The following is a 13,061-nucleotide window of genomic DNA, read 5'->3' on the forward strand; positions in this document are numbered from 1 at the left end:
GATACGACGCCTTCGCGAGCAAGCCCGCTCCCACACTTTTGAACCGCGTAGCCTCAATACCCGCGATTGAAATCCACGTCCCCGCGCAACGCCTCGCCCGCCTGATAGGCCCGCAGGTTTTCGACGAACAGGTTCACCATCAGCGATGGCGAAGTCGGTGCCGAACTGTGCCCGGTCAGCAGCAGGCCCCAAGCCGTCCAGAACGGATGACGCTGGGGCAGCGGCTCCTGGCGGCAGACATCGATCACTGCGCCTGCCAGATGCCCTTCTTTCAAGGCTTCCACCAGGTCCGCATCAACCACCGCTACACCGCGTCCGACGTTGATGAACAGCCCGGTCGGCTTGAACTGCTTGAACAGCGCGGCATCGTAGATATCGTGAGTATTCGGTGTATTTGGCAGCAGATTCACTACGTAATCCACCTGCCCGACCAGGCGTGGCAAGTCGGCCAGTGAACCGACCTCGACAAACGGCGCCTGCTCACGGGCCTCACTGGCGATGCCGTACAACTCAACGCCAAAAGGCACCAGGAACCGCGCGACGGTCTGCCCGATATCACCCGTGCCGACGATCAACACCTTGCGCCCCGCCAGGCTCTGGCCATGGCGACTGTCCCACTTGCGCTCGACCTGGCTGACCAGCCGTGCCAGCACTTCGCGCTCATGGCCGAGCATGTAGGTCAGCACGTATTCGGCCATCACCTGGCCGAAAATCCCCACGGCACGGGTCAGTCGGTAGTGGCGTGGCAGGCCATCGGCGAGCAGTGGCGTGATGCCGGCCCAGGTCGATTGCAGCCATTGCGGTTGATGGCCCTGACGCAGCAGGGTCGCCAGCAGGTCAGGCTGGCCCAGCCAGACCGGGCATTCGGCAGCCTGGCGAGACAGCTCGGCGGAGTCGCCACTGGTCATTATCTCCAGGTCCGGCGCGGCTTCACGCAACAGTTGGGTGTAAACAGGGTGGTCGTGTTCGGCAATCAGAACGCGCATGCTTCAACCTTTCAAAAAAGCGCTGCAGACGACCGCCGACGCCCTGTTGCTGCGTCGTCGCGGCCATCGCCAAAATCATTCCAGTGTTTCACCAGGACTCTGAACAGAGCCTGTCGGGCGATTACATCGGGTCGTTGCGTCGCAGCAACTCTTCCGGCAGATGTTCGATGTATTCCTCTTCGGCTGGCGGCATTTGCAGGTGGTAACCCTGCTTTTCGAGGTTGTCCAGCACGACGGTGATGTCCTCGCGGGACAGTTTTCGCTCTGGGGTCAGAACCAGGTCGAAAGCGTGGATAGCCTTGCCGAAAGCGGCCATCAGGGGCTCGGGTACGCGCTCGAGGGCGTCGCTTTTGAGCACATAGAGGTACATCTCGTTTTTCTTCGAACTGCGGTAGATGGAGCAAATACGTTTCAAGGCTGTTCTCCGGCGGTAGCCAGGCTGTCGAGCAGCGCCTGGCCCATCAATTCGCGGCGCCAGCCACGCAGCGAATCAGGCAATTGGTAAGGACCATTGGGGAAGCCGCTTTTAAGCAGCGCTTCCAGTGTTTTCTTGCGCAGCATCAGTTCCGGCGCGATGTTCAGGCGCTCGGCCTCGGCCTGGCCGATGGCTTTGAGTTGTTTGAGCAGCGCGGCGGCGTCCACCGGCAAAGGCTCCGGCACGGCGGGCGGCCATTGATCTGGCGACACACTGCCAGAGCGCTTGATCAGATCAAGCAGAAACTCGCCGTCCTGACGCACGGTACGGGGGTGCATGTCTTCGATTTTCGCCAGGGCGCCGAGGTTGTCCGGTTGCGTTCGCGCCAGTGGCCACAGCGAATGCTCGCGAACGATGCGGTTGCGCGGCAGGTCACGGGCGCGGGCTTGTATCTCACGCCAGGCGCAGAGTTCACGCAACACGACCAGTTGGGCGCGGGAAAGCTTCCAGGCGAGTTTGGCGTCGCGATAGACCTCGTAGGGATCAGTCTCGCGGCGCAGGTTGGCCACCAGCTCGGCGCCGTCCTCCAGCACCCAGGCATATTTGTCATCGCAAAGCTTCGGACGCAGCTGTACGAAAACTTCCGCCAGATGCACGGCATCTTCGGCGGCGTAGCTGATCTGGGTGTCGGACAGCGGACGTTGCAGCCAGTCGGAACGGGTTTCGCCCTTGGGCAGGTCAATGCCGAGCACTTCCTGCACCAGGCGCGAATAGCCCATGGAGAAGCCCAGGTTCAGGTAGGCGGCGGCCAATTGCGTATCAAACAGCGGCGCCGGCAGGCTGCCGGTCAGTCGCAGCAGCACTTCAAGGTCTTCGCTGCACGCATGCAGCACTTTGACGACCGCCGGGTTTTCCAGCAACGCAGCCAGGGGTTGCCAGTTGTCGATGGTCAGCGGATCAATCAGGTAAGCGCGCGCGCCATCGCCTACCTGCAACAGGCCGGCGATCGGATAGAAGGTGTCGACCCGCATGAATTCGGTGTCGAGGGCAACGTAGGGCAGATGCTGCCATTCGGCGCAAAACCGACCGAGGCTATCGTTGTCGCGAATCCAGTGAATTTCGATGGCCACACGGCTCTCCCTTGAAGAATGGCGCGCAGTATATATCGCCCCCGGCGATTTCCGCGCATCCACTGAACAAGAGCTTTAGCGAAAATACCTGCTTGATAGAAAGAATAGTCCTACAAACAACGACTAGCCGGTCTTACAAAGCACGTAAATCCGCATCGATCCAAAGCCGGGCAGCAGGTCATGGTGGCTGAGCACGCGGAAACCGGCCTGCCTGAATTCGGCCTCCACTTCGAACCTGCTTGCCAACGCAAGGGCTGTTGCCCCTTGCACATCTGCACGCCGCGCCTTGAAACGCCCGCGGATGCGCACTGCCAGGATCACCGTATCGCGACTGACCCGGTGAAACTCGCCAAGCATTGCCAGGCGATGTTCGGGTTCGACCAAGTGCTGAAACAGTTGCATGCAAAAAATGCTGTCCACCGCATTTTCCGACAGGCCAATGGTGAACGCCGAGCTTTGAAATGTTCTGACCCGTTGCAATACGCCTTGGGGATGGTGAGTTCGGGCGTGATCGAGAATGGCCTGAGAGGGATCCGTCGCGAGGATCACGCGATTGGCATGTTCGGCCCACACGGGCCAGAAACGCCCGACACCGCACGCCACATCGAGGATCAGCCCTGGCTCGCCGGCGACCTTGAGCGCACGACGCACCAGTTGCTGCTCACGCCAGAACGCCAGACGCCCGCTCAGGCTCTGCGCCCGCGGCTGCAGACAGACGCGGGCGTGTTCCTGGTCGTAGTGCCGGGCGAACTCAAGTTCAATGGCGGAGGGGGACTGGGCATTCATTCTTTGGCCAGCACCCCGTCGATCACCGAGCCACGGCAACCGGCAAACATGTCCAGATCCTGTTTGTATACCTTGCTGTTGACCTCCAGCAGCCCCAGCATCGAATGGAACAGGTTGTCCTGGCTGAGTGGTTTTTCGCGGCTCAGTTGCAGGCAGTGGGTGTCCACTGAAAACGATTTTTGATAGCTGTCGGAGAACCAGGCCAACATCGCCACATGCTTCTGCTGTTCCGGCGCCAGCATGTAAGGCGTGCCGTGCAGGAACAGGTTGTATTCGCCCAGCGACTCACCGTGGTCCGACAGGTACAGCATCGCGGTGTCCACTTTGTTCTGATTGGTGCGCAGGATATCGATGAGCGACGACAGTACATGGTCGGTATACACCAAGGTGTTGTCGTAGCCGTTGACAATACTTTCGCGACTGCAGTTGTTCAGCGCATTACTTTCACAAACCGGTGTAAAGCGTTCGTACTCTTTAGGGTAACGCTTGAAGTATTCGGGACCGTGGCTGCCCATCTGATGCAGGACCAGCACCGTGTCTTTACTCAGGTTATCAATGAAGTGCTGCAGGCCCTGCAACAGGATTTCATCGCGGCATTCACTGTTGGCGCACAGTGCCGGGTCCTTGAGATTGCTGACATCATCAAGCGTCACACGATCGCAAGTGCCTTTGCAGCCGGACTGGTTGTCCCGCCAGATGACATCGAGGCCGGCTCGCTTGAGCACGTCCAGCAAACCTTCTTCATTCTTCGCCTTGCTGGCGTCGTAATCCTTGCGCCCCATGTTGGAAAACATGCAGGGCACCGATACGGCGGTTTCCGTACCGCAGGAATGCACATCGGTGAACGCGATCAGGCCGGCTTCCTTATCGAGTTCAGGTGTGGTGTCGCGGCCATAACCCAGGATGCCGAAGTTCTCCGCACGGGCACTCTCCCCCACCACCAGTACGGTCAGGGATTTGCGGGCTCGGGTTTGAATTGCCGGGTTGCGTTTAGCATCTTCACCGATAGTGACAAAGGGTTGGTGTGCAGACGCAACCTGCTCGCGAAGATAACCAAACGAGGCACCAATGTAGTTACTGGGCACTACCATCAAGCGCAATTCATGATGATTGCGAAACAACGATGAAAGTCCCTGGTAGTTGATAAGGGCAACGCCCCCAATGACCGCAACCGAGGCCATGCTCACCAACACTTTACTTAGCAGTTCGCGGTGCCAGCGACGGAAATTGATCGGTGTCTTCCATAACAACCACGATGGCAAAACACCCAGCAGCAGAATATAAGCGAGCAACTTTAAAGACAGTAAGTCGCGAACTTCCGTGGCATTCGTTTCTGCGAAATTACGCAGCATGCCAGCATCGATCAACACACCGTACTGGCTCATGAAGTACGCCACGCCCGCGCTGATCATGAACAGCAGCGTCAGCACCGGTTTCATGACCGGTCGAAATGCAAGCAACGTCAACACGATGTTGAAGGCAGCGAGAATCATTGCCCCGAACGCCACACGCATCACGACGCCCTTTCCGTCGGCAGCAGTGATTTCAAAAAGGTGCTGCCACAAGACAAGGTTGAAGGCAGTCAATAAAAAGGCGCTGGCAATCAGTGTCACCCATTCCGGGCGCACGGCTTTAATCTTCAACATGTGATCGGCTGTTCCTGAAAAGAAGTGCCTTCGGTGAATGTGAAAATTTCATTGACCGAGACGGCATCAACTTTAGGCAGTCGACCATCAATTTTTTGTGAAAAAGAAGCCAACGATTAGTTGGCCTCGAATTTTCCAGTTAATCTCTCGAACTATTTGAGAACCGTTCAGCCTTGATTCAGTTCTGCGAATGCCATGAAAGACTGTGCGAACGCTTCAACCAGCCTCAGACACCGATGGCGGTCTTGGAGTAAGACTCACGATCGATGTCGAGAATTTCCACGCACAATTGCACTTCAACTCCCGCCGGCCACTCGCACAGATCCTTGACCACCGTCAGCAGGCTTTCGGAGAGCTGCTGCTTGATCTGTGGCGAACGCCCGCTCAACAGCGCCAGCTTGACATGCACAAACGCTCGCTCGGCCAAAGCCGTGCCGACCTTGAACGTCTCAACTTTCACGGCACGGCTCTTGATATCGAACTCGGCGCCGAACTGACCGGACCCCACCAACGTATTATTGAGCCGGATCAACGCAACATCGGCGTTCAGGTCAGGCAAGTTGGCGGTGTATTCCAGGTGCAGGTGAGGCATGGGTGACTCCTGTTGTTCGGTGGGAAAATTGTACATATAACATAGCCCAGACCTGGCTACTGGGGCAGCGACAACAGATTGCGCTCGCCCATGAACGCCTCTATGCGGGAACGCAGCCAGCGCTCGGCAGGATCGCTGTCGATGTGGCTGAGCCATACCATGCACAGCTCGAGGGTCGGGGTCTTGAACGGGAAAGGCTCCATGAACAACTGACCGCCGGCGGCCATGGCCTCGGCGGTGTAGTCCGGCAGGCTGGCAATCAGATCGGTACCGGCCAACAACGCCGGCAACGAACTGTACTGCGGCACCGATAGCACCACTTGTCGCGATCGGCCGATCTGCGCCAGCCACTCATCAGCGTAACCGCTGACGTTGGCGATATGGGACACCAGCACATGGGGACGCGAGCAATATTCATCGAGCGTCAACGGTGCATCCGAGGCGTCGGCGCGCAGCAATGAGGGTTGTATATGGCGCAACAGTTTGCGCTTGGCATTGGCCGGCAGACCGCGACTCTGAGTAATGCCTACCGTGATATCGCCGGATGCCAGCAGATCGGAAATCCGCCAGTGATCCACGTTCTGCACCACGAACACCACCTTCGGCGCCTCCTGGCGCAGGGCGTGCAATAACGGCGGCAAAAGGCCGTATTCGACATCGTCGGACATGCCGATGCGAAACGTCATGGTGCTGCTGCCTGGGTCGAAATCGTGGGTCAGGCTTAGCGCCACCGACAGAGAGTCCAGCGCAGGCGACAGGTGCCGAAAGATTTCCTCGGCTCGCGCCGTGGGCTCCATGCGATGGCCGACGCGGATGAACAACGGATCGTTGAACATGGTACGCAAGCGATTGAGCGCCGAACTGATGGTGGGCTGACCGAGAAACAGTTTATTTGCCACTTTGGTGACGTTGCGCTCAAGCATCAGCGCTTCAAACACCACCATCAGGTTGATGTCGGCCTTGCGTAGTTCGTTGCGATTCATCCATTGCCCCCGCGCCCATTCACTGCCGACAGTGTAGGGAGGTGACGCAATCGGCGTCTATGCGCGTATACGAATGTATCGACGATACCTTGATCTGAATGCAAAGGTCGTCACAGGGTTGACGACCCGATTGAAACGAAGCTGCTCATGCCGAGCAGCTTCCCCACCGACAGCCTAGATCTCCTTGACCGGGGTCTGATCGTCAGTCCCCCTGATCAGACTGATCGCATGCAGGCAATCAGACTTGTTCACATAAGCCTCCCCGCTGGCGATCGTTTCATGATTCCTCGCCCGCAACCTCCACCGCCACTGACCTTGACCGGTCAGAAGGGTGCCACGGGTTTGCCTGTAGATCTCAAAGTACATTGCTCGCTCCTTGCGATGACGGGTTACGACAGGTCAATGGCCTGCCGTCATCAGCGTAGAGGAGCACTTTTTGTGGTGGTGTGATTGAGTGTCAGGGGATATTGCGAGGAAAAAACCGAATGTTGTCGATGAACCAATGGATCCGGGAAGCGGTAATTTGAGCTACCGGGAGGAGCCATTTTTTTCCGTAAACATGCTTACTTTTCTTACGCGAGTTCGCTGATCGATCCTACACACATTACTCGACATTAAAACTCAGCCACAAAAAAGCCCCGTAGCTTGTTCAGCTACGGGGCTTTCATTTGTATGGCGGAGAGATAGGGAGTCTCCGATTACCACCATAAGCCCCAACAAACCCAGTATTTATTGATTACTAACACCATGAGTAGTAGAAAAAAGTAGTAGAATTCACACTAATATTCACGTCTTGGTGCACCCATGCCTGATAACCTCATTCAGAAGAAAAACGAATCGACATGGTACGTCGTAAAGCAGATACCGAAGGATGTGCGCAGAGCGCTCGGGAATCGCACTACGTTCACCAAATCACTGAAAACAGGCCTTCGCTCTGAAGCAATGAAACTGCGTTTATGTTGGCTCGCCAAATGGGAGGCTGACATTGCAGCGGCGCGGGCTGCCAAAGGTAATAAAGGAGATGAGTGGCGACTCGCTCAGCATGAGATTGGAAAAGATTTGCAACAGCGACGAACAAATGCTGTGACCAAGATTTTTACCCCGCTGAATCCAGACGCAGCCCCGGCTGATATCTCATGGTTTGAAAAGCTCCCCGAAATAGTGAGAGAGCTACGGGATGAAGGGCAGAACGAAATCGCTGACCGGTTGACCAGACTCGCAAGAAAATACCTTGATGTACTTGAGAATGGTATCAACGCTGGGGAAGGAATAAACCTTCAAAATGAATTTCTTATGATCATTGGAGACATTGAAGCGGCCTCCATCGCAGAAGAGTATGACCTGTCTGACAACGAGCATCAGGAAGCTCAAGCGATTGTAGTTAACCCGGCATTGTACAAACCGCGCTCGCCAATCAGCCCATTTATGATCGAAGCATGGTCAAAGCATCTCGTCTCTCAAATAGCATCAGCTAAAACCCGTGATAGCCATAAAGCTCGCGTCGAAAAGATATCCAAGTTCCTGACAACTGAAGGCGCACCTCTCACCTTCGATACCATACACAAGTTCTTGAACAGACAGTCAGGCGCTCGTCAGACCCTAACAAACTATTTATGGTCGGGGCGAGATTTCTGGAAGTGGGCAATGAAATACAACAGTCAGTTCCATGATCAATTCAGCGGACAACAATGCCCTTTTGATGGTCACGATCTACCGAAGGTTGGAAAAAAAGCTGGTGAATCGTACACTCCGTTCACTGTAAAAGAGGTTGAAGACCTTCACAAGAAAGCAAAAGAAGGTGGCAAAAATGATCTGGCCAACCTGATAGTCTTTGGTGCATTCACTGGCGCAAGGCTAGAGGAGATAGGACGCATCAAGTCAGATGATACAATTGTCAACAGCATTAACGAACCGATAGGTTTCAAGATAAATGAGTCGAAAACTGATGCAGGTGTGCGGGAGGTTCCTCTTCACCCTTCCCTAGTTCCATTGTACAAACATCTGCGCTCACAAGCATCAGCCAATGATGGTTACTTATTCAAAGGTGGTAACAACAAGTATGGCAATCGACTCGATTGGCTGGGCAAGCAGTTTGGACAACTGAAAACCAGGGCTAATTTCTCCAATCTTCACGTTTTCCATAGTATTCGAAAGACAGCTACCACAGAGCTTCATCGAGCAGGCGTTGGCATTGAAGTTATTCCATACATCATGGGCCATGAGAATCCTTCATTCACTTTTAACGTCTATAGCGCAGGATGTTCTTTTGAACAGAAAAAAGAAGCCATTAGGCAACTAACCTTCAACTTTAAGTAGAGCAATTTACCAAAAACAGACAATTAAAATAAAATTGATAAACCGTGATTTATATATTGACACCTATTGACTTTTAACAATTAAATTGATACTATTGATTTACTAGAGAAAGAACAATCTTCAAACAACTAGAGTCATTTTTGTAAGCCGCTTCTGGAACAATGAAGATCAAAATCACGGTTTTATGTCATTTCAGTGATACTTGCTAGCGGAGCCCCTCTTATTCTTCGTTAGCAATCAGTTCTTTCTCACCCTCACACCTTAAAGGCCACCCTTCATAGCAGGTTGGCCTTTTGTTTTTCTGACGCAATCCATTTAAATGTTATTTATAACGATTATTCACCAATATCTTTGGAGGTATTCCAATGTTAAAAATCAAACTCTGTGTTTTTTGCAGTAAACCGATAGTCACTCGGCGCCGCAGTGATGCAAAAACGTGCAGTAATTCATGTCGGACGAGATTGTGTAGTTTTTCAAAGGCTAACGCTGTATCAATCAAGCTAACGATATCCAAGCTTGAGTTCAGGAAACTGAAATTAGAAGCTGATGGTCTCGGCATTCTGGTAAATCAATTGATGATCAGTCGATCACTGAATAACTCTGGAGCCGTATTGTGAAAATCAGCCTGAACTCCCGCACAGAGGCAAAGCTAAACAAAATAATGAGCCTCTTAAATGAAACGTCCGCTGCTCACGTAGTCAATTTGATGACCAGCGCCTTCTTGGAAAGTTTAAAAACAAACTATAATTTACCCGCCCATGGGGACCATAATGACAATCAAGAGAATCAGAACCTGCGCTATATGCAATAACGAATTCATCACTAGCCAAATCAAGGCTAAGCACTGTCAACCATGCCGACCGAAGGCACGACAAAAAAACCAGCAAAATAAACGCCAGACTATTGCACAGAAACGTGTGTTAAAACTCTCACAGTCTGATGAATGGCTATGGATCGCTAGAGAATGCAAAAGGGCCGGTACAGTAGAGATACTGCACGGTGTAGATATTCCGGCACTACTAACAGTATATAGGTCACGTTTTAAGACCCACGGATACGACAAAGAGACAAATAAAACGAATTATCATCTTTGTCATATTTCCCCAGCAGTCGGCAAAGAGACAGTAGGACTATTACATCACCAGAATCTCTTCATCGGCAGTGCATTTCACAACCAAACTCACGGCAACAAAAGTTACCTCGATCGAGGATTGTGCATCCCCAAAAGCAAGCTGAAAGCTAGGTGGAAAGTAACCAGCACAACCAGTGATCGTGTTGTATTGGACAAAGTTACTGAATTCCTGGGCCAAGTGTTGATTGACTATGCCAAAGAAAACCCTGTTACCAAGAGTCAGCGATTCTGCGTAGCTAAGTGGATATTTCAAAACGATCCTAACAATACACTGCCACTGAGCAAGCTTGAACAAATGTCGATGTCTGACCTTCGTGCTATCAAGGCCAAAGCGGCAGAGAAAGAAGCGTACATTATTGATTATGCAACCAAACGATCATTCATTGTCTTGCTGGAAGAATGTGAGCGGCTGTCGGAACAACTCCCAGCAGGAGAACATCAATCTGACATTGCATTCATGGTCCCTGTGCTTCAGGTGGCAGTTGCATGGCTTAGTCGCCAGCCCGATCAACAGGGACTGTCGAGTATTCTTGAGAACCCTTATGGAGTCACATGGAACCCTTTGCAACTCCGTGAAGGTATGGATGCATCAATGCTGCGAGACTTCATTGGCTTTCGGACGTTCCACACCCTTCAGGGACAGCCTCTAGACCGCAGGATGATTCGCAACACCCTGAGCAAGTATTTGATGGTAACGTCGCTCTCTCCTGACTACAGCGAGTCTGACGCTAATAGCGCAATCCAAAGGCACTACGCAGATGAGTATTCCCGATTTGTAAAACAAGTGCCGGTTATCAAGAACGCAATCATCACCCTTGGACTACCTGACAATTTGATGTTAGCTGATGAGATTGCAAAAGCAGAAGTTGCTGCATACGAAGAATCAATGTTTGCCTGCTTTCAACCAAACCAGTGCACAGATTTACTTGATTACTCGACAACTCATTATGAAGTTGAGCATGATTACACTCCCAACCCAAATTTAGTCACATACCAAGAGCCAACATTCTGCCCCTTCTGACAACGGGAGGTAGTATCTATACATGATAACTGCATATAGCTCTAAGCCTTATAGAATCATGCTTCCAAAGCTTTTTACGCGAGCAAACTCCATACTGTCAACTGACAGGAAACAACATTTAAATAAGAGGATAAAACTTATGAGTCTAGAAAAATTCAGCAGGGGTTTTAAACAAGCAGTTGCACGCCGCAAGGCACAGCCAACTGTACAGCCAGTAGAATCATTAATTGAAAAGATCGCAACCACAACAATCAATGTCAAACAAAGCACCAAACCAAGCAGCATGCACCTATCAGAAGATCAGATGCTTGAGCAGTATCGCGTGAGAATTTTAACCATGGCTTTGACCACGCTAAGACAGCGAAAGCTATTGAACTGATTTGCAGACGTAACCAAACAGGCGATAACACCATAGGCAATTTCTACCAATGAGGAAAAATACATGACTACTATTAAGATTTCAGGAACCGCTCCAAAGTTTGAACAAGGCGTTTTGGAACAGCGTCAACACGACTATCGCTATGCTTATGATGTAAACGGCCTATACATGGAGAAAATAACCGGCGGCATTGGCTTTCTCTTTCTTGCTAATGTGATTGAGAAATCCAAGCGTGGCTATGAACTTGCTGAGACATTACCAATCACCCACGAGCCGTTTAACTATTCATGCTGGATGTCGAAACCTCAAGAACTTCGTGATATTGACCTTCAAGAAAGTGATGAGAGAATTAAGCAAGAATATATCAAACAGTTAGAAGAAGAACGTCAGCGGTATCGCAACCTGCTCACTGCCCAGTTGCTGGAAGCTGACATGATCAAAGAACAGAAACGATTGGACAATGCGAAAGCTAAACGAATGGCCGAGATTGAAGCCGAAGTCAACGGCACATTCGCTGAGTTAATCATTCCAGAGTGATTCATTAATGTCAGCAACACCATCAGCCCTTGAACGCCTACCAGCGGTCAAGGGCTTTTTTGTTAGCGGTCTTAATTACGATATAATAACAGGCCAATAATCATTCAGAATCAGGGCTATTACAGGAAGCAATACGAGAAACTTAACATCTCAATACGTCGCAAACACTGATTATATAAGGCCTGCGTGAAGACATTGGTTAGGCGATGCTTGTTTACCCTCCAAAGCCCTTGAAGATGGATTCAATAGCGCTAGAAACGCTGCAAATATTACTCGCTTTTCAACTCCTTCATGGCATCACCCAATCCAGCCTCCATTACAGCCCAGTGTCGTTCTAGTTGTCGCTGAAGGTCCACGGCATCGCTAGCAATACCTAGATCCTTGCGTATAGCAATCATTACTTTCAATTGCAGCTTAGAAAGTTTCTTCATCTCAGGTACAAGCATTGCGTTGAATTCACGCATCCTTACATCGCGGTTGACGTAAGCCAGTGCACGAGCATCTGAGTATTGCTGCGCCTGAGCGAAGAAGAAATCATAGTTATTTTGAAGGGCCTGGAATATCATCGCGTCCTGTCGTCCCTCCTCATTGAATTTGTGCAGATCTCGTAATATTCTGGAAGCTTCAGCGGAATTAGCGATATAAGCAGAATCGTTTATCTCGATATCTGACGTAGCATTAAGTAAGGGCAAAAGCCTAGGCATGAGCTTTAAAAACAGCGCCCCAAATGCCGCACTTAATTCTCCAGCCAATCTTGCCGTCTCAGGCTCTGCCACCAACTTCAACTTTGCTATCGAAGCGGTAATCGCAAGAATTTCCACATTCATATTGGAGTTAACAAGGTCGCGATTAGATAATGTACCAAGGTGTAGGTTCGTAGCTTCAATATCTTCGATCACCTTCAGGTATACATCTCGCCTGAGGTTGCTCATTTTATCCTTCGCTTTCTCTTTCGAATCATGATCAATCTGCATTTTCAGTCGACGGGTGTTGTCTCTATTTGAAAGCATCACACCGAAGAGAGTGATGCCTGATGCAACGATCCCCGACCAAATCACATCCGGAACCGACTTAATAAATTCAATGATTTGTTCGATCATTTCTGATTCCTTGAAATCGACGGTGTGGGAGAAACCAT

13 protein-coding genes are annotated in these 13,061 nt (G+C 51.4%); 4 read left to right on the plus strand and 9 right to left on the minus strand.

The annotated features are described in order from the left end of the window. Positions 1–53: 53 nt before the first annotated feature. The 8 genes from B0W55_RS09865 to B0W55_RS09900 form a co-directional block, all read right to left on the minus strand. The gene (locus B0W55_RS09865) at positions 54–986 is read right to left on the minus strand and encodes a D-2-hydroxyacid dehydrogenase (RefSeq protein WP_077045815.1); all 933 of its coding nucleotides are present in this window, start codon (positions 984–986) and stop codon (positions 54–56) included. A 121-nt stretch (positions 987–1,107) separates the two neighbouring features. Next, positions 1,108–1,401: a YcgL domain-containing protein gene (locus B0W55_RS09870; protein WP_077045816.1), complete on the minus strand. Its 294-nt coding sequence runs from the start codon at positions 1,399–1,401 to the stop codon at positions 1,108–1,110. After that, positions 1,398–2,531, minus strand: a complete 1,134-nt coding sequence (gene rnd / locus B0W55_RS09875; protein WP_077045817.1) for a ribonuclease D — start codon at positions 2,529–2,531, stop codon at positions 1,398–1,400. Before rnd ends, B0W55_RS09870 begins: the two co-directional genes overlap by 4 nt. A 123-nt stretch (positions 2,532–2,654) precedes the next feature. Continuing rightward, positions 2,655–3,317 (minus strand): class I SAM-dependent methyltransferase, encoded by a 663-nt coding sequence (locus tag B0W55_RS09880; RefSeq protein ID WP_077045818.1) that lies wholly within the window; start codon positions 3,315–3,317, stop codon positions 2,655–2,657. After that, positions 3,314–4,963 (minus strand): phosphoethanolamine transferase, encoded by a 1,650-nt coding sequence (locus tag B0W55_RS09885; protein ID WP_077045819.1) that lies wholly within the window; start codon positions 4,961–4,963, stop codon positions 3,314–3,316. Before B0W55_RS09885 ends, B0W55_RS09880 begins: the two co-directional genes overlap by 4 nt. A gap of 226 nt (positions 4,964–5,189) precedes the next feature. Next, positions 5,190–5,555 carry a 5-carboxymethyl-2-hydroxymuconate Delta-isomerase gene (locus tag B0W55_RS09890; RefSeq protein WP_077045820.1) on the minus strand — a complete coding sequence of 122 codons (366 nt, stop codon included), beginning with the start codon at positions 5,553–5,555 and terminating at the stop codon, positions 5,190–5,192. A 56-nt stretch (positions 5,556–5,611) separates the two neighbouring features. Next, a complete protein-coding gene (locus B0W55_RS09895) occupies positions 5,612–6,538 on the minus strand; it encodes a LysR substrate-binding domain-containing protein (RefSeq protein WP_077045821.1) in 927 nt (308 codons plus the stop codon). 174 nt (positions 6,539–6,712) lie between these two features. Beyond that, positions 6,713–6,904, minus strand: coding sequence for a DUF1508 domain-containing protein (locus B0W55_RS09900; protein WP_077045822.1), 192 nt, complete (start codon positions 6,902–6,904; stop codon positions 6,713–6,715). Between the two features lie 438 nt (positions 6,905–7,342). Here B0W55_RS09900 and B0W55_RS09905 point away from each other — a divergent pair, with 438 nt between their 5' ends. From B0W55_RS09905 to B0W55_RS09925, 4 genes are all read left to right on the plus strand, one after another. Then, a complete protein-coding gene (locus B0W55_RS09905) occupies positions 7,343–8,854 on the plus strand; it encodes a tyrosine-type recombinase/integrase (RefSeq protein ID WP_077045823.1) in 1,512 nt (503 codons plus the stop codon). Between the two features lie 770 nt (positions 8,855–9,624). Continuing rightward, positions 9,625–11,007: a hypothetical protein gene (locus B0W55_RS29855; RefSeq protein WP_139340887.1), complete on the plus strand. Its 1,383-nt coding sequence runs from the start codon at positions 9,625–9,627 to the stop codon at positions 11,005–11,007. Positions 11,008–11,146: 139 nt separating this feature from the next. After that, positions 11,147–11,386 carry a hypothetical protein gene (locus B0W55_RS29860; protein ID WP_139340888.1) on the plus strand — a complete coding sequence of 80 codons (240 nt, stop codon included), beginning with the start codon at positions 11,147–11,149 and terminating at the stop codon, positions 11,384–11,386. A 63-nt stretch (positions 11,387–11,449) separates the two neighbouring features. Further along, entirely contained in the window at positions 11,450–11,923 is a 474-nt protein-coding gene (locus tag B0W55_RS09925; RefSeq protein WP_077045827.1) for a hypothetical protein, read from the plus strand. 269 nt (positions 11,924–12,192) lie between these two features. On the opposite strand, the gene B0W55_RS09930 is transcribed toward B0W55_RS09925, so the two are convergent. Continuing rightward, complete coding sequence (locus tag B0W55_RS09930; protein WP_077045828.1) at positions 12,193–13,023, minus strand: hypothetical protein; 831 nt, start codon at positions 13,021–13,023, stop codon at positions 12,193–12,195. Positions 13,024–13,061: the final 38 nt, after the last annotated feature.

Source organism: Pseudomonas sp. KK4 (assembly GCF_001984065.1).
Lineage (GTDB): Bacteria > Pseudomonadota > Gammaproteobacteria > Pseudomonadales > Pseudomonadaceae > Aquipseudomonas.